We start from the raw sequence: 18,172 nt of genomic DNA on the forward strand, positions 1-18,172 counted from the left end.
CGAATCAATTTCCAGAGGTAAATCAAATGTCCCTGACCAACGCACAGATCGTTGAAGCCGTCGCCGCCAAGTCGCTGATGGAAGTGATGGAGCTGGTGAAGGCCATCGAAGAGAAGTTTGGCGTGTCCGCCGCTGCCCCGGTCATGATGGCCGCCGGCCCGGCCGCCGCTGGCCCGGCTGCCGAAGCGCAGACCGAGTTCGACGTCATCCTGAAGAGCGCCGGCGACAAGAAGGTCGACGTGATCAAGGCTGTGCGTGCGATCACGGGCCTGGGCCTGAAGGAAGCCAAGGACCTGACCGAGGCCGGTGGCGTCGTGAAGGAGCAGGCTTCGAAGGAAGATGCCGAGAAGTTCAAGAAGGACCTCGAGGCTGCCGGCGCCACGGTCGAACTGAAGTAATCGGCGCTCTTGCGCGCCGTCAGTTTGATCCAGCGTCAAGCCAAGCCTGGGGGCGTAAGCCCCCGGGCTTTGCCTGTTTTTTGAAGGGAATGGGGAATAGGGAATAGGGAACAGTTCCGAACGAGCTTTTCCGATTCCCTATTCCCGATTCCCTGTTTCCGATTCATCGAATACACAACCGAGGCGGTACCCACCATGACCTACTCGTTTACCGAGAAGAAGCGCATCCGCAAGGACTTCGGCAAGCGTCCACCTGTACTGGGCGTGCCGAACCTGCTGACCATCCAGACCGATTCCTACCGCGAGTTCCTGCAGGAGCACGTCGCTCCGAAGGCCCGCGACGAGAAGGGTCTCCACGCCGCGCTGAAGTCGGTGTTCCCGATCGTGAGCTATTCGGGCAACGCCGCGCTTGAGTATGTCGACTATCGCCTGGGCGAGCCTCCCTTCGACGAACGCGAGTGCCGCAACCGCGGCATGACCTTCGGCGCGCCGCTGCGCGTGACCGTGCGCCTGGTCATCTACGACAAGGACAGCCCGGCCTCCAAGAAGGCCGTGAAGTACGTGAAGGAGCAGGAGGTTTACATGGGCGAAATCCCGCTCATGACCGAGACCGGCACCTTTATCATCAACGGTACCGAGCGCGTCATCGTCTCGCAGCTGCACCGTTCGCCGGGCGTGTTCTTCGACCACGACCGCGGCAAGACCCACAGCTCGGGCAAGCTACTGTTCTCCGCCCGCGTGATTCCTTACCGTGGCTCGTGGCTGGACTTCGAGTTCGACCCGAAGGACGCACTGTTCACCCGTATCGACCGTCGCCGCAAGCTGCCGGTGACCGTGCTGCTGCGCGCGCTCGGCTACAGCAACGAGGAGATGCTTGCCATCTTCTTCGAGCACAACGTGTTCCACCTGGGCAAGAAGGGCGGCACCACGCTGGAGCTCGTCGCCGAGCGCCTGCGCGGCGAGACGCTGAGCTTCGACCTGACCGTGGGCGACAAGGTGCTGGTGGAAGCCGGCAAGCGTATCACCGCGCGCCACGTGCGCCAGCTGGCCGCCGAAAACATCACCGCGCTGGAAGTGCCGGACGACTACCCGGTCGGCCGCATCCTCGCCATCGACGTGGTCGATGCGAAGACCGGCGAGCTGTTGGGCCAGGCCAATGACGAGATCACCGCCGAGCAGCTGGAGAACTTCCGCAAGGCGGGCATCGAGGTCGTGCCGACCTTGTACGTGAACGACCTGGACCGCGGCGCGTACATCTCGCACACCCTGCGCATCGACAACACCAAGACGCAGCTCGAGGCGCTGGTGGAGATCTACCGCATGATGCGCCCGGGCGAGCCGCCGACCAAGGATGCCGCGCAGAACCTGTTCTACAACCTATTCTTCACCTTCGACCGCTACGACCTGTCGGCCGTGGGCCGCATGAAGTTCAACCGCCGCGTGGGCCGCCAGGAGATCGTCGGCCCGGGCGTGCTGTACGACAAGAAGTACTTCGCCGACCGCAAGGAAGAGGAATCGCAGGCGCTGGTCGCCTCGCAGGGCGACCGCTCCGACATCCTCGACGTGCTCAAGGTGCTCATCGACATCAAGAACGGTCACGGCACCGTCGACGACATCGACCACCTGGGCAACCGTCGCGTGCGTTCGGTCGGCGAAATGGCGGAGAACACCTTCCGCATTGGCCTGGTGCGCGTCGAGCGTGCCGTGCGCGAGCGCCTCAGCCTGGCCGAGTCCGAGGGCCTGACCCCGCAGGAGCTGATCAACGCCAAGCCGGTCGCGGCGGCGGTGAAGGAGTTCTTCGGCTCCTCGCAGCTCAGCCAGTTCATGGACCAGAACAACCCGCTGTCGGAAGTGACGCACAAGCGCCGCGTCTCGGCCCTGGGGCCGGGCGGCCTGACCCGCGAGCGCGCCGGCTTCGAAGTGCGCGACGTGCATCCGACCCACTATGGCCGCGTCTGCACCATCGAGACGCCGGAAGGCCCGAACATCGGCCTGATCAACTCGCTGGCCGTGTACGCGCGCACCAACCAGTACGGCTTCCTGGAGACGCCGTACCGCAAGGTCGCGAACGGCAAGGTCACCGACACCGTCGACTACCTGTCGGCGATCGAGGAAGGCGACCACGTCATCGCGCAGGCGAACTCGCCGCTCAACAAGGACGGCAGCTTCGTCGAAGACTTCGTGTCCTGCCGTTTCCGCGGCGAATCCGAGCTGCGTCCGGCGGCCGAGGTGGACTACATGGACGTCTCGCCCATGCAGACCGTGTCGGTCGCGGCGGCGCTGGTGCCGTTCCTGGAGCATGACGACGCGAACCGCGCGTTGATGGGCGCGAACATGCAGCGCCAGGCCGTGCCGACCCTGCGTTCGCAGACCCCGCTGGTGGGCACCGGCATCGAGCGCGCCGTGGCGCGCGACTCGGGCGTCATCGTCACCGCCAAGCGCGGCGGCGTGATCGACCAGGTCGACGCGGCACGTATCGTGGTGCGCGTGAACGAGGAAGAGGTCGGCGACAACGACGCCGGCGTCGACATCTACACGCTGACCAAGTACACCCGCTCCAACCAGAACACCAATCTCAACCAGCGTCCGCTGGTGAACGTGGGTGACGTGGTGGCCAAGGGCGACACGCTGGCCGACGGTTCGTCGACCGACCTGGGCGAGCTCGCGCTCGGCCAGAACATGCTGATCGCCTTCATGCCGTGGAACGGCTACAACTTCGAAGACTCGATCCTGCTCTCCGAGCGCGTCGTTCAGGAGGATCGCTACACCTCGATCCATATCGAGGAGCTGTCCTGCATCGCGCGCGACACCAAGCTGGGTGCCGAGGAAATCACCGCCGACATCCCGAACGTGGGCGAGCAGGCGCTGGCCCGCCTCGACGAATCCGGCATCGTGTACATCGGCGCCGAGGTGAAGGCGGGCGACATCCTGGTCGGCAAGGTCACGCCCAAGGGCGAGAGCCAGCTGACCCCGGAAGAGAAGCTGCTGCGCGCGATCTTCGGCGAGAAGGCCTCGGACGTGAAGGACAGCTCGCTGCGCGTGCCGCCGGGCATGGACGGCACCGTCATCGACGTGCAGGTCTTTACCCGCGACGGCATCGAGAAGGACAAGCGCGCGCGCCAGATCGAGGAGATGGAGATCAAACGCATCCGCAAGGACTTCGACGACCAGTTCCGCATCCTCGAAGGCGCGATCTACAACCGCATGCGTACCCAGCTCGTCGGCAAGACCGCGATGAGCGGCCCGGGCGGCCTCAAGCGCGGTGCCGAGATCACCGATGCCTACCTGGACGGCCTGAAGAAGGACGACTGGTTCAAGATCAACGTCAAGGAAGAGGACGTCACCGAGTTCCTCGAGCGCGCCGCCGACCAGATCAAGCGCCACAAGGAAGAGTTCGACAAGCGCTTCAAGGAGAAGCAGGGCAAGATCACCCAGGGCGACGACCTCGCGCCGGGCGTGCTGAAGATGGTCAAGGTGTTTCTGGCCGTGAAGCGCCGCATCCAGCCGGGCGACAAGATGGCCGGCCGCCACGGCAACAAGGGTGTGGTGTCGAACGTGGTGCCGGTGGAGGACATGCCGTTCTCCGAGGACGGTACCTCGGTCGACATCGTGCTCAACCCGCTGGGCGTGCCGTCGCGCATGAACATCGGCCAGATTCTGGAAGTGCATCTGGGCTGGGCCGCCAAGGGCCTGGGCAAGAAGATCCAGAAGATGCTCGAGGCGCAGGCCAAGGTCACGCAGATCCGCGAGTTCCTCGACCAGGTGTACAACCACCACGTCGCCGGCGCCGTGCAGCATGTCGACCTGAAGTCGCTGACCGACGAGGAGATCCTCGCCCTGGCCAAGAACCTGCAGGAAGGCGTGCCGATGGCGACGCCGGTGTTCGACGGTGCCGAGGAAACCGAGATCAAGGCGATGCTCAAGCTTGCCGACCTGCCGGAGTCGGGCCAGACCACGCTGTACGACGGCCGCACCGGCGAGGCGTTCGATCGCCCGGTCACCGTGGGCTACATGCACTACCTGAAGCTCAACCACCTGGTCGACGACAAGATGCACGCGCGTTCGACCGGTCCGTACTCGCTCGTCACCCAGCAGCCGCTGGGCGGCAAGGCGCAGTTCGGCGGCCAGCGCTTCGGCGAAATGGAAGTCTGGGCACTGGAAGCCTACGGCGCGGCCTACACCCTGCAGGAAATGCTGACGGTGAAGTCTGACGACGTGCAGGGCCGCAACCAGATGTACAAGAACATTGTCGACGGCAACCACGAGATGGCGGCGGGCATGCCGGAATCCTTCAACGTGTTGGTGAAGGAAATCCGCTCGCTCGGTATCGATATCGATCTGGAAGAAGTGAAGTGAGTTGAGGCGGAGACGAGGAGCGAACCTCCGTTCCTCGTTCTCCCGGCTACCGATTCTCCATTCCCTATTCCCGATCTTCGGAGACATCCATGAAAGACTTGCTCAACCTGTTCAACCAGCAGCGCACCGCGCCTGACTTCGATGCGATCAAGATCGCCCTGGCTTCGCCGGAGCTGATCCGCTCGTGGTCGTACGGCGAGGTGAAGAAGCCGGAGACGATCAACTACCGCACCTTCAAGCCCGAGCGCGACGGCCTGTTCTGCGCCGCCATCTTCGGTCCGGTGAAGGACTACGAGTGCCTGTGCGGCAAGTACAAGCGCATGAAGCACCGCGGCGTGGTGTGCGAGAAGTGCGGCACGGAGGTGACGCTGGCCAAGGTGCGCCGCGAGCGCATGGGCCATATCGAGCTGGCCTCGCCGACCGCGCACATCTGGTTCCTCAAGTCGCTGCCCTCGCGCATCGGCCTGATGCTGGACATGACGCTGCGCGACATCGAGCGCATCCTGTATTTCGAAGCCTTCGTGGTGATCGATCCGGGCCTGACCGCGCTCGAGCGCGGCCAGTTGCTCAGTGAAGACCAGTACCTGGAAGCGGTGGAAGAGCACGGCGACGAGTTCGACGCCCGCATGGGCGCCGAGGCCGTCTATGAGCTGCTCAAGTCCCTGGATCTTCCGGGCGAAGTCGTGCGCCTGAAGGAAGAGATCGCATCCACCAATTCCGAGACCAAGCTCAAGCGCCTCACCAAGCGCGTGAAGCTGATCGAGGCGTTCCTGGAATCGGGCAACCGTCCGGAATGGATGGTGCTGACCGTGCTGCCGGTGCTGCCGCCGGACCTGCGCCCGCTGGTCCCGCTGGACGGCGGCCGTTTCGCCACGTCCGACTTGAACGACCTGTACCGCCGCGTCATCAACCGCAACAACCGCCTGCGTCGCCTGCTCGAACTCAACGCGCCCGACATCATCGTGCGCAACGAGAAGCGCATGCTGCAGGAATCGGTCGATGCGCTGCTCGACAACGGCCGCCGCGGCCGTGCCATCACCGGCACCAACAAGCGCGCGCTGAAGTCGCTGGCCGACATGATCAAGGGCAAGCAGGGCCGCTTCCGCCAGAACCTGCTCGGCAAGCGCGTGGACTACTCCGGTCGTTCGGTGATCGTGGTGGGTCCGACCCTGCGCCTGCACCAGTGCGGTCTGCCCAAGAAGATGGCGCTGGAGCTGTTCAAGCCCTTCATCTTCGCCAAGTTGCAGGCCCGCGGCGAAGCCACCACCATCAAGGCCGCCAAGAAGCTCGTCGAGCGCGAGGAAGGCCAGGTGTGGGACATCCTCGAAGAGGTGATCCGCGAGCACCCCGTGCTGCTGAACCGTGCGCCGACGCTGCACCGCCTGGGCATCCAGGCGTTCGAGCCGAAGCTCATCGAAGGCAAGGCGATCCAGCTGCATCCGCTCGTGTGTACCGCGTTCAACGCGGACTTCGACGGTGACCAGATGGCCGTGCACGTGCCGCTCTCGATCGAGGCGCAGCTCGAAGCGCGCGCCCTGATGATGGCGACCAACAACATCCTGTCGCCCGCCAACGGCGAGCCGATCATCGTGCCGACCCAGGACGTGGTGCTGGGCCTGTACTACATGACGCGCGAATTGGTGAACGCGAAGGGCACTGGCATGGTGTTCTCGGGCATTGGCGAAGTGCGTCGCGCCTACGACAACCGCGCCGTGCAGCTGCACGCCAAGATCAAGGTGCGCATCAAGCAGGTCCGCTTCGACGAAGAGGGTGGCCGCACCGAGCAGACCTCGCTGGTGGAAACCACCGTGGGTCGTGCGCTGCTGCTCGAGATCATGCCGGAAGGCCTGCCGTTCGAGCTGGCCAACACCGAGCTGACCAAGAAGAACATCTCGCGCCTGATCAACCAGTGCTATCGCCGGCTGGGCCTGAAGGAAACGGTGATCTTCGCCGATCAGCTGATGTACACCGGCTTCCGCTTCGCCACCCGCGCGGGCATCTCGATCGGCATCGATGACATGATCATCCCGGATCAGAAGAAGCCGATCCTGGAAGAGGCCGAGAAGGAAGTGGTCGAGATCCAGGAGCAGTACCAGTCCGGTCTCGTCACCGCCGGCGAGCGCTACAACAAGGTCGTCGACATCTGGTCGCGCACCAACGAACTGGTGGCCAAGGCCATGATCGACGGTATCGGTACCGAGAAGGTGACCGATGCCGAGGGCAAGACGGTCAACCAGAAGTCCATGAACTCGCTGTACATCATGGCCGACTCGGGCGCCCGTGGTTCGGTGGCCCAGATCCGCCAGCTGGCCGGCATGCGCGGCCTGATGGCTCGCCCGGACGGCTCGATCATCGAGACGCCCATCAAGGCGAACTTCCGCGAAGGCCTGAACGTCCTGCAGTACTTCAACTCCACCCACGGCGCCCGCAAGGGCCTGGCGGATACGGCGCTGAAGACCGCGAATTCCGGCTACCTGACCCGCCGCCTGGTGGACGTGGCCCAGGACGTGGTGATCACCTCGACCGACTGCGGCACCGACGAGGGCCTGACCATGCAGCCGATCGTGGAAGGCGGCGACGTGGTCGAGCCGTTGCGCGACCGCGTGCTCGGCCGCGTGGCGCTGGAAGACGTCTACGGCCCGGGCGAGGACAACGAGCCGCTCGTCACCCGCGACACCCTGCTGGACGAGGCACTGGTCGAGAAGCTGGACAAGGCCGGCGTGCAGTCGGTGAAGGTGCGCTCACCCATCACCTGCGCCGCCGACCATGGCGTGTGCGCGCTGTGCTATGGCCGTGACCTGGCCCGTGGCCACCTGGTGAACATGGGTGAGGCCGTCGGCGTCGTTGCCGCGCAGTCCATCGGCGAGCCGGGCACTCAGCTGACCATGCGTACATTCCACATCGGCGGTGCGGCTTCCCGTGCGGCCGCGGTGGACAACGTGACGGTGAAGACCACCGGCACGCTGAAGTTCAACAACCTCAAGACCGTGCAGCACTCGCAGGGCCACCTGGTGGCGGTGTCGCGTTCGGGCGAAGTGAGCGTCATCGACGCCAACGGCCGCGAGCGCGAGCGCTACAAGGTGCCTTACGGCGCCACCATCACCGTCAAGGACGGCGATTCGGTCAAGGCCGGCCAGGCCGTGGCCAACTGGGATCCGCACACCCATCCGATCGTGTCGGAAGTGGCCGGTACCGTGCGCTTCATCGACTTCATCGATGGCGTCACCGTGCAGAGCCAGACCGACGAACTGACCGGCCTGGAGTCGGCGGTGGTGACCGATCCGAAGCGCCGTGGCACGGCCGCCAAGGACCTGCGCCCGATCGTGCGCCTGGAAGACGCCAAGGGTCGCGAGCTGAAGCTGCCGGGCACCGACGTGCCAGCGCAGTACATGCTCCCGGCCGGTGCCATCGTGTCGATCCAGAACGGCGTGCAGGTGGGCGTGGGTGACGTGGTCGCCCGTATCCCGCAAGAAACCTCCAAGACCCGCGACATCACCGGCGGCCTGCCCCGCGTGGCCGACCTGTTCGAGGCGCGCAAGCCGAAGGAGCCGGCGATCCTCGCCGAGCGTTCGGGCGTGGTCAGCTTCGGCAAGGACACCAAGGGCAAGCAGCGCCTCATCATCAAGGACGTGGACGGCAACGAGCACGAGGAGCTGATCCCGAAGTGGCGTCAGGTCATCGTGTTCGAAGGCGAGCACGTGGAGAAGGGCGAAACCATCGTGGACGGCGAGCCCAGCCCGCACGACATCCTGCGCCTGCTGGGCGTCGAGCCGCTGGCTGCGTACCTGGTCAAGGAAATCCAGGACGTCTACCGTCTGCAGGGCGTGAAGATCAACGACAAGCACATCGAGGCAATCATTCGCCAGATGCTGCGCAAGGTCGAGATCACCGAGCCGGGCGACAGCCACTACCTCCGCGGCGAGCAGGTCGAGCGCGTCCGCATCAATGCGGAGAACGAGCGTGCCATCAACCGCGGCGAGCGTCCGGCGGAGTTCCAGTCAGTGCTGCTGGGCATCACCAAGGCCTCGCTGGCCACGGAATCCTTCATCTCGGCGGCCTCCTTCCAGGAGACCACCCGAGTCCTGACGGAGGCCGCGGTCCGCGGAACGCGCGACACCTTGCGCGGCCTGAAGGAAAATGTTATTGTCGGCCGTCTCATTCCGGCAGGTACGGGTCTGGCGTATCACGCATCGCGTCATCGCCAGGGCGGTCTGACCGCCTCGGAGCTCGAAACGCTTTCCGGCTCCGCCTCTCCGGCCTCCTTCGCGGAAGCCACCACCGGTAGCGACATTGGTGTGGAGTAAGCCCCTCACGGGCACTGCTCGCTGACATACGAAATGAGGCGCATGGATGGCGCCTCGTGTTCGGGCTAAGGATGGCAGGGACTTAGCTTGTCTGTGGCAGGCTGCCCATGTTAAATTCCCGCTTCTTGGCAGACCGAGCCGGTTCGGTCTGCCTTTATGTTTCTCAGGAACAGCTTCAATGACGACAGTCAACCAGTTGGTTCGCAAATCCCGTAGCCCGAAGTCCTACAAGAGCGCTTCGCCGGCTTTGCAGAACAGCCCGCAGCGTCGCGGCGTGTGCACGCGCGTCTACACGACCACCCCGAAGAAGCCGAACTCGGCCCTTCGCAAGGTCGCCAAGGTGCGCCTGACGAACGGCTACGAGGTCATCAGCTACATCGGTGGCGAAGGCCACAACCTGCAGGAGCACTCGGTGGTGCTGATCCGCGGCGGCCGCGTCAAGGATCTGCCGGGTGTGCGTTACCACACGGTGCGCGGCAGTCTCGACTGCGCCGGCGTCACCAAGCGCCGCCAGTCGCGCTCCAAGTACGGCGCCAAGCGCCCGAAGTCCTGATCTTTAGGAATTAACTATGTCGCGTAAAGGTTCACATCCCGCCCGTCTGATCCTGCCGGATCCCAAGCACGGCAGCCAGCTGATCGCCCGCTTCATCAACATGGTGATGAAGAGCGGCAAGAAGTCCGTCGCCGAAGGCATCGTCTATGGCGCGCTCGATCACCTGGGCGAGAAGCACGCCGAGCCGGTCCAGCTCGTCGAGAAGGCCCTGAACAACATCGCCCCGGCGGTCGAGGTGAAGTCCCGTCGCGTCGGCGGCGCCACCTACCAGGTGCCGGTCGAAGTGCGTCCGGGCCGCCGCATGGCGCTGGCCATGCGCTGGGCCATCGAGTCCGCCCGCAAGCGCGGCGAGACCTCGATGCCGCGCAAGCTGGCGGCCGAGCTGCTGGAAGCTTCGGAAAATCGCGGCGGCGCGATCAAGAAGCGCGAAGAGACGCACCGCATGGCGGAGGCCAACAAGGCCTTCTCGCATTACCGCTGGTAAGCAGTACAGCTAGAACTTTCAGAGGTTAAGACCGTGGCACGCACCACTCCCATCGAGCGCTACCGCAACTTCGGCATCATGGCCCACATCGATGCCGGCAAGACCACCACCACGGAGCGCATCCTGTTCTACACCGGCGTCAGTCACAAGATTGGCGAGGTGCACGACGGTGCGGCGACGATGGACTGGATGGAGCAGGAGCAGGAGCGCGGCATCACCATTACGTCGGCGGCGACGACGGCGTTCTGGAAGGGCATGGACCGCTCCCTGCCCGAGCACCGCTTCAACATCATCGACACCCCAGGCCACGTGGATTTCACCATCGAGGTGGAGCGTTCGCTGCGCGTGCTCGACGGCGCGGTGTTCGTGCTCTGCGCCGTGGGTGGCGTGCAGCCGCAGTCTGAAACCGTCTGGCGCCAGGCCAACAAGTACCATGTGCCGCGCCTGGCGTTCGTCAACAAGATGGACCGCACCGGCGCGAACTTCTACAAGGTCGTGGACCAGCTGAAGGCCCGCCTGGGTGCCAACCCGGTGCCGATGCAGGTGCCGATCGGCGCCGAGGACAACTTCGAGGGCGTGGTCGACCTGCTCAAGATGAAGTCCATCATCTGGGACATGGAATCCCAGGGCATGAAGTTCGAGTACCAGGACATCCCGGCCAACCTGGCGGACAAGGCTGCCGAAGCCCGTTCGTACATGGTCGAGTCGGCCGCCGAGGCCTCCGAAGAGCTGATGAACAAGTACCTCGAAGAGGGCGACCTCACCGAGGAAGAGATCATCGGCGGTCTGCGCACGCGTACGCTGGCCAGCGAGATCATCCCGGTCTACTGCGGCACCGCGTTCAAGAACAAGGGCGTGCAGGCCATGCTCGACGCGGTGGTGAACCTGCTGCCGTCGCCGGTCGATCGTCCGCCGGTGCAGGGCGTGGACGACGACGAGAAGGAAGCCACCCGTACGGCCGACGACTCGGCACCGTTCTCGGCGCTGGCGTTCAAGATCATGACCGACCCGTTCGTGGGCTCGCTCACGTTCTTCCGCGTCTACTCGGGCACGCTGAACGCGGGCGACCAGGTGTACAACCCGGTCAAGTCCAAGAAGGAGCGCATCGGCCGCATCCTGCAGATGCACGCGAACGAGCGTCAGGAAATCAAGGAAGTCCGCGCCGGCGACATCGCCGCGGCGGTCGGCCTGAAGGACGTGACGACCGGTGACACGCTGTGCTCGCAGGACCACATCATCACCCTGGAGCGCATGACGTTCCCGGAGCCGGTGATCTCGATGGCGGTCGAGCCGAAGACCAAGTCCGACCAGGAAAAGATGGGTATCGCGCTGGGTCGCCTGGCTGCCGAGGATCCGTCCTTCCGCGTGCGCACGGACGAGGAATCCGGCCAGACCATCATCTCGGGCATGGGCGAGCTGCATCTGGACATCCTCGTGGACCGCATGAAGCGCGAGTTCAACGTGGAAGCCAACGTCGGCAAGCCGCAGGTGGCCTACCGCGAAACGATCCGCAAGAGCGACGTCAAGTCCGACTACAAGCATGCCAAGCAGTCGGGTGGCAAGGGCCAGTACGGTCACGTGGTGATCGAGCTGTCGCCGATGACGGAAGAGGACAAGAAGAACCCCGACGTCAAGGACGATTTCCTGTTCCTCAACGAAATCACCGGTGGCGTGATCCCGAAGGAATTCATCCCGTCGGTCGAGAAAGGCCTGCGCGAAACCATCACCAGCGGACCGCTCGCGGGCTTCCCGGTGGTGGGTGTGAAGGTCAAGCTGGTGTTCGGTTCGTACCACGACGTCGACTCGTCCGAAATGGCGTTCAAGCTGGCCGCATCGATGGCCTTCAAGGAAGGTTTCCGCAAGGCCGACCCGGTCCTGCTCGAGCCGATCATGAAGGTCGAGGTGGTGACGCCGGAAGACTACGTCGGTGACGTCATGGGCGACCTGAGCCGTCGTCGCGGCCTGCTCCAGGGCCAGGACGACACGCCGTCGGGCAAGACCATCAATGCGATGGTTCCGCTGGGCGAGATGTTCGGTTACGCGACGACCATCCGCTCGCTGACCCAGGGTCGTGCCACCTTCACGATGGAGTTCGACCACTACGCCGAGGCGCCGAACAACATCGCCGAGCAGGTCATGAAGAAGGCCTGATAAGGCCTTCTATTTAATTAGTGCGATCATTCCGTGATCGCGTGGATCAAAAAGCGGCCACTCATGGCCGCACTAATTAATCCGTTCTTTTTAGAGGTTTAAGTCATGGCAAAGGGTAAATTCGAACGCACCAAGCCGCACGTCAACGTCGGCACGATTGGTCACGTGGACCACGGCAAGACGACGCTGACGGCCGCGCTGACGAAGGTGGGAGCCGAGCGTTTCGGAGGCGAGTTCAAGGCATACGACGCGATCGACGCGGCGCCGGAAGAGAAGGCGCGCGGCATCACGATCTCGACGGCGCACGTCGAGTACGAATCGCCGACCCGCCACTACGCCCATGTGGACTGCCCGGGTCACGCGGACTACGTGAAGAACATGATCACGGGTGCGGCGCAGATGGACGGCGCGATCCTGGTGTGCTCGGCCGCGGACGGCCCGATGCCGCAGACGCGCGAACACATCCTGCTGTCGCGCCAGGTGGGCGTGCCGTACATCGTGGTGTTCCTGAACAAGGCCGACATGGTGGACGACGCCGAGCTGCTCGAGCTGGTGGAGATGGAAGTGCGCGAGCTGCTGAGCAAGTACGACTTCCCTGGCGACGACACCCCGATCATCAAGGGTTCGGCGAAGCTGGCGCTGGAAGGCGACCAGTCGGAGATCGGCGTGCCGGCGATCATCGCGCTGGTGGACGCGCTGGACAGCTACATTCCGGAGCCGCAGCGCGCGATCGACCAGCCGTTCCTGATGCCGGTGGAAGACGTGTTCTCGATCTCGGGCCGCGGCACGGTGGTGACGGGTCGTATCGAGCGCGGCATCATCAAGGTGGGTGACGAAGTGGAAGTGGTGGGCATCCGCCCGACCCAGAAGACCACGGTCACCGGCGTGGAAATGTTCCGCAAGCTGCTGGACCAGGGTCAGGCGGGCGACAACGCGGGCCTGCTGCTGCGCGGCCTGAAGCGCGACGACGTGGAGCGTGGGCAGGTGCTGGCGAAGCCGGGCACGATCACGCCGCACACGGAGTTCGAGGCGGAAGTGTACGTGCTGTCGAAGGATGAAGGTGGCCGTCATACCCCGTTCTTCAAGGGCTACCGTCCGCAGTTCTACTTCCGCACGACCGACGTGACGGGCGCGATCCAGCTGCCGGAAGGCGTGGAGATGGTCATGCCGGGCGACAACATCAAGATGACGGTGACGCTGATCCACCCGATCGCGATGGACCAGGGCCTGCGTTTCGCGATCCGCGAAGGCGGCCGCACGGTCGGCGCCGGCGTGGTGGCGAAGGTCATCAAGTAAGCTGTAGAGTGGTAAGTCGCCCGCCCCGGTGGGGCGGGCTGTAAAGGGCAAATGGTGAAGGGCAGGAGCCAAGGCTGTTACCCATTGACCGTTTCCAGGCAGCGAAGCTGCCGGCTTTACAGCTCGCGCCAGCGAGCGGCTTGGCTGGCCAAAGGAAACACTTTCCTTTGGCCGCCTTTACGGTTATAGTTTCGGTCTTGCTTGTCGGCGGGCCATGGTGGCTGGCCGGCCTTACCGCGAAATGAGGCACAGGAAGTGCTTCGAGTTCGCTGACCGGGATGGTCAATACGCAAGAGAGCTTGGGTTGCGAAGCATGACGCTTTGTTGACCCGGGCATTTCGCGCGTTTTATACTTTTCCGTCTGGGCGGGCCCGTTTCGGGCCTGCCTAGTCTTTTAAGGTCGATTCGCGGCACTGGCTGTCGCTCGCCGCATCGACTGGAAGTGCCGCAGCGACAATGGGTTGTGCGGGTGGGTGAGAAGCCCATCCGGTTCACAGATAGTTCTTTCGATAACAGGACACGGTTTATGGCGAACCAAAAGATTCGCATCCGGCTCAAGGCGTTCGATCATCGTCTGATCGACCGTTCGGCCAGCGAAATCGTCGAGACGGCCAAGCGCACGGGCGCTACGGTTCTCGGCCCGATTCCGCTCCCGACCAAGATCGAGCGCTACACCATTCTGGTGTCGCCGCACGTCGACAAAGATGCCCGCGACCAGTACGAGACCCGTACGCACAAGCGCGTGCTGGACATCGTCGACCCTAACGACAAGACCGTGGACGCGCTCATGAAGCTTGACCTCGCCGCCGGCGTGGACGTTCAGATCAAGCTTGGTTGAGCGATAGACAGGATACGAAGATGAGTATCGGACTGGTTGGCCGCAAGTGCGGCATGAGCCGACTCTTCACTGAAGACGGACGCTCGATTCCGGTGACGCTGATTGAAGCCACCCCGAATCGCGTCACGCAGCTGAAGACGGAAGATAACGATGGCTACAGCGCTGTGCAGGTCGCGGCGGGCGTCAAGCGCGCCAGCCTGCTGACGCAGCCGCTGAAGGGCCACTACGCGAAGGCGAAGGTCGAGCCGGGTCGTGGTCTGTGGGAGTTCCGCGTGTCCGCCGAGGATCTCGGCAAGTACAGCGTGGGCGCCGAGATCAAGGCCGACGACGTGTTCCAGGTAGGTCAGATCGTTGACGTCGCCGGCGTGTCGAAGGGCAAGGGTTTCCAGGGCACCATCAAGCGCCACAACTTCACTATGGGCGACGCGACCCACGGTAACTCGCTGTCGCATCGCGCGCCGGGTTCCATCGGTCAGCGCCAGACCCCGGGTCGCGTGTTCCCGGGCAAGAAGATGGCGGGCCACATGGGTGCGGTGAACCGCACTCAGCAGGGCCTGGAAGTGGTCAAGGTCGACGCCGAGCGTCATCTGATCGCGGTGAAGGGCGCGGTGCCGGGTGCAACCGGTGGCGACGTCGTCATCCGTCCGACGACCAAGGGCTGAGGAGAGACGCCATGGAATTGAATGTCATTGGCGCCAAGCCGCTCAATGTGTCCGACGATGTGTTCGGCGGTGAGTTCAAGCAGGCCCTGATCCACCAGGTGGTGGTGGCCTATCAGGCCGGCGGTCGCGCCGGTACCAAGGCCCAGCTGTCGCGTGGCGAGCTGTCGGGTACCACCAAGAAGTTCAAGAAGCAGAAGGGCGGCGGCGCTCGTCACGGCGACTACCGCGCTCCGATCTTCGTGGGCGGCGGTGTCACCTTCGCGGCCAAGCCGCGCAGCTACGAGCAGAAGGTCAACCGCAAGGCCTATCGCGTCGCGATCCGCTCCATCCTGTCGGAGCTGAACCGCCACGGTCGCCTGAAGGTGGTCGAGAGCTTCGGCATCGACGCCCCCAAAACCAAGGCGATGGTCGCCAAGCTGGCCGAGCTGGAAGTGTCCGGCCGCGTGCTGCTGGTGTCGGAGGACGCCAACGAGGCGACTTTCCTGGCCGCGCGCAACATTCCGTATCTCCACGTCGTGGACGTGCTGGCCCTGAATCCGGTCAGCCTGGTCGGTTCCGACTATGTCGTCCTGACCGTGGATGCGGTGAAGAAGATCGAGGAGTGGCTGGCATGAGCAACGAACGCATCCTGAATACGCTGCGCGCGCCGCACATCTCGGAAAAGGCCGCTCGCCTCGCCGAGAAGAACCAGTACGTATTCGTGGTCGCCCCCGAGGCGACCAAGGCCGATGTCCGCGCGGCGGTGGAGCAGATGTTCGACGTCAAGGTCGAGCAGGTGAACCTCGTCAATGCCAAGGGCAAGGTCAAGTCCTTCCGTTTCCGCGCTGGCAGCCGCCAGGGCAAGCGCAAGGCCTACGTGCGCCTGGCCGATGGGCAGACCATCGACGTGGCGGCCAAGGCCTGAGCCAGGAGTTGAATTGAGATGGCACTGATCACTCACAAGCCGACCTCCCCCGGACGCCGCGACGCAGTCAGCGTGCGCACCGAAGGCCTGCACAAAGGGGCGCCGTACGCGGCGCTGACCGAGGCCAAGGCCAAGAACGGCGGTCGCAACCATTACGGTCGCATCACCGTCCGCCACCAGGGCGGCGGTCACAAGCAGCGTTACCGCATCATCGACTTCAAGCGCGACAAGGAGGGCATCGCCGCCCGCGTCGAGCGCATCGAATACGATCCGAACCGCACCGCGCACATCGCGCTGCTGTGCTACGCCGACGGCGAGCGCCGCTACATCATCGCGCCGAAGGGCGTGCAGGTGGGCGATCGCCTGGTGTCGGGCAGCGATGCGCCGATCAAGGCCGGCAACAGCCTGCCGCTGCGTTCGATCCCGGTCGGCTCGACCATCCACTGCATCGAGATGAAGCCGGGCAAGGGCGCGCAGATCGCCCGCTCCGCCGGCGCCTCGGTCCAGCTGGTGGCCCGCGAGTCCGGCTACGCCACCCTGCGTCTTCGCTCCGGCGAAATGCGCAAGGTGCCGGTCGACTGCCGCGCCACCATCGGTGAAGTTGGCAACAGCGAACACAGCCTGAAGAAGCTCGGCAAGGCCGGTGCGAAGCGCTGGCTCGGCATCCGTCCGACCGTTCGCGGTGTCGTGATGAACCCGGTCGACCATCCGCACGGCGGTGGTGAAGGCCGTACCTCCGGTGGCCGCCATCCGGTCAGCCCGTGGGGTACGCCGACCAAGGGCTACAAGACCCGCAACAACAAGCGCACGCAGCAGTTCATCGTGCGTCGTCGCAAGTAATAGGAAACGACTATGCCGCGCTCTCTAAAGAAAGGTCCGTTCGTTGACCTGCACCTTATCAAGAAGGTGGAAGCCGCCGTTTCCGCCAACAACAAGCGTCCGATCAAGACCTGGTCGCGCCGCTCGATGATCCTGCCGGAGATGGTCGGCCTGACCATCGCCATCCACAACGGCCGTCAGCATGTCCCCGTGCTGGTCAACGAGAACATGGTCGGGCACAAGCTCGGCGAGTTCGCGGTGACCCGTACCTTCAAGGGCCATGGCGGCGACAAGAAGGGCAAGTGATGAGCACTGAAGCCAAAGCGATCCTGCGCAGCGCCCGCATTTCGGCGCAGAAGGCACGCCTGGTAGCTGACCTGGTCCGCGGTATGCCCGTGGGCCGTGCCAGCGACGTGCTCAATTTCACCAACAAGAAGGCCGCGCACATTGTCCGCAAGGTGCTGCTGTCCGCCGTCGCCAACGCCGAGAACAATCTCGGCGCGGACGTCGACGAGCTGAAGGTCGCGCGCATCTTCGTGGACGAGGGTCCGGCGATGAAGCGCATGTATGCCCGCGCCAAGGGTCGCGGTTCCCGCATCCTGAAGCGCACGAGCCACATCACCGTGGTCGTTGGCAACTGAGAGAGGACGTAGACGATGGGTCATAAAGTTCATCCCACCGGTATCCGCCTCGGCATTGCCAAGGATTGGAACTCGAAGTGGTACGCCAATAAGGGCGAATATGCCCAGTACCTCGCCGCCGACCTGAAGGTCCGCGAGATGCTGCGCAAGAAGCTGGCCCAGGCCGGCATCTCCAAGATCCTCATCGAGCGCCCGGCCAAGACCGCGCGCGTGACGATCCACACCGCCCGTCCGGGCGTGGTGATCGGCAAGAAGGGCGAGGACATCGAGAAGCTGCGCAAGGAAGTCAGCGACCTGATGGGCGTTCCGGCGCACATCAACGTCAGCGAAGTGCGCAAGCCCGAGCTGGACGCGCAGCTGGTCGCCGAGTCGATCGCGCAGCAGCTCGAGCGCCGCATCATGTTCCGCCGCGCGATGAAGCGCTCGGTCGGCAACGCGATGCGCCTGGGCGCACTGGGTATCAAGATCAATGTCTCTGGCCGTCTGAACGGCGCCGAGATTGCTCGTTCCGAATGGAGCCGCGAAGGTCGCGTGCCGCTGCATACGCTGCGCGCCGACATCGACTACGGCTTCGCCGAGGCTCATACGACCTACGGCGTCATCGGCATCAAGGTGTGGATCTACAAGGGCGAGATCTTCGATCTGTCCCAGGTCAACCAGGAGTCGAAGGAAGAGCAGTCCCAGCCGCGCCGCGAAGGTGGCGAGGGTCGTCGTGAATCGCGTCGCGAGGGCGGTGAAGGCCGCCGCGAGCGGACGGCGAAGTAAG

At 64.2% G+C, this 18,172-nt stretch carries 15 protein-coding genes; all 15 read left to right on the forward strand.

The genetic code is table 11. The features are described from left to right. Positions 1–26 precede the first annotated feature (26 nt). The 15 genes from rplL (at position 27) to rpsC (ending at position 18,171) form a co-directional block, all read left to right on the forward strand. The gene (gene rplL / locus MJ605_RS03070) at positions 27–398 is read left to right on the forward strand and encodes a 50S ribosomal protein L7/L12 (protein ID WP_243039433.1); all 372 of its coding nucleotides are present in this window, start codon (positions 27–29) and stop codon (positions 396–398) included. A 195-nt stretch (positions 399–593) separates the two neighbouring features. Further along, positions 594–4,754, forward strand: coding sequence for a DNA-directed RNA polymerase subunit beta (gene rpoB / locus MJ605_RS03075; RefSeq protein ID WP_243039437.1), 4,161 nt, complete (start codon positions 594–596; stop codon positions 4,752–4,754). Positions 4,755–4,843: 89 nt separating this feature from the next. Then, positions 4,844–9,058, forward strand: coding sequence for a DNA-directed RNA polymerase subunit beta' (gene rpoC / locus MJ605_RS03080; RefSeq protein WP_243039438.1), 4,215 nt, complete (start codon positions 4,844–4,846; stop codon positions 9,056–9,058). 178 nt (positions 9,059–9,236) lie between these two features. Next, on the forward strand, positions 9,237–9,611 hold the full coding sequence (rpsL, locus tag MJ605_RS03085) for a 30S ribosomal protein S12 (protein ID WP_199100721.1): 375 nt from the start codon (positions 9,237–9,239) through the stop codon (positions 9,609–9,611). Positions 9,612–9,627: 16 nt separating this feature from the next. Further along, positions 9,628–10,095, forward strand: coding sequence for a 30S ribosomal protein S7 (rpsG, locus tag MJ605_RS03090; RefSeq protein ID WP_243039440.1), 468 nt, complete (start codon positions 9,628–9,630; stop codon positions 10,093–10,095). A gap of 33 nt (positions 10,096–10,128) precedes the next feature. Beyond that, a complete protein-coding gene (gene fusA, locus MJ605_RS03095; RefSeq protein WP_243039442.1) occupies positions 10,129–12,246 on the forward strand; it encodes an elongation factor G in 2,118 nt (705 codons plus the stop codon). Between the two features lie 105 nt (positions 12,247–12,351). Beyond that, positions 12,352–13,542: an elongation factor Tu gene (gene tuf, locus MJ605_RS03100; protein WP_243039424.1), complete on the forward strand. Its 1,191-nt coding sequence runs from the start codon at positions 12,352–12,354 to the stop codon at positions 13,540–13,542. 526 nt (positions 13,543–14,068) lie between these two features. Beyond that, the gene (gene rpsJ / locus MJ605_RS03105) at positions 14,069–14,380 is read left to right on the forward strand and encodes a 30S ribosomal protein S10 (protein ID WP_014402136.1); all 312 of its coding nucleotides are present in this window, start codon (positions 14,069–14,071) and stop codon (positions 14,378–14,380) included. A gap of 20 nt (positions 14,381–14,400) precedes the next feature. Continuing rightward, the gene (rplC, locus tag MJ605_RS03110) at positions 14,401–15,042 is read left to right on the forward strand and encodes a 50S ribosomal protein L3 (protein ID WP_243039444.1); all 642 of its coding nucleotides are present in this window, start codon (positions 14,401–14,403) and stop codon (positions 15,040–15,042) included. An 11-nt stretch (positions 15,043–15,053) separates the two neighbouring features. Next, positions 15,054–15,656, forward strand: coding sequence for a 50S ribosomal protein L4 (rplD, locus tag MJ605_RS03115; RefSeq protein WP_243039446.1), 603 nt, complete (start codon positions 15,054–15,056; stop codon positions 15,654–15,656). Continuing rightward, on the forward strand, positions 15,653–15,946 hold the full coding sequence (gene rplW, locus MJ605_RS03120) for a 50S ribosomal protein L23 (protein ID WP_243039447.1): 294 nt from the start codon (positions 15,653–15,655) through the stop codon (positions 15,944–15,946). Before rplD ends, rplW begins: the two co-directional genes overlap by 4 nt. Before the next feature lie 18 nt (positions 15,947–15,964). Next, complete coding sequence (gene rplB, locus MJ605_RS03125; protein WP_243039450.1) at positions 15,965–16,786, forward strand: 50S ribosomal protein L2; 822 nt, start codon at positions 15,965–15,967, stop codon at positions 16,784–16,786. 12 nt (positions 16,787–16,798) lie between these two features. Next, positions 16,799–17,071: a 30S ribosomal protein S19 gene (gene rpsS / locus MJ605_RS03130; protein WP_243039451.1), complete on the forward strand. Its 273-nt coding sequence runs from the start codon at positions 16,799–16,801 to the stop codon at positions 17,069–17,071. Continuing rightward, on the forward strand, positions 17,071–17,406 hold the full coding sequence (gene rplV / locus MJ605_RS03135; RefSeq protein ID WP_109126891.1) for a 50S ribosomal protein L22: 336 nt from the start codon (positions 17,071–17,073) through the stop codon (positions 17,404–17,406). The genes rpsS and rplV overlap by 1 nt, the downstream gene beginning before the upstream one ends. 15 nt (positions 17,407–17,421) lie before the next feature. Continuing rightward, positions 17,422–18,171, forward strand: coding sequence for a 30S ribosomal protein S3 (gene rpsC, locus MJ605_RS03140; protein ID WP_243039453.1), 750 nt, complete (start codon positions 17,422–17,424; stop codon positions 18,169–18,171). Position 18,172: the final 1 nt, after the last annotated feature.

The organism is Dyella sedimenti (assembly GCF_022760995.1).
Taxonomy (GTDB): domain Bacteria; phylum Pseudomonadota; class Gammaproteobacteria; order Xanthomonadales; family Rhodanobacteraceae; genus Dyella; species Dyella sedimenti.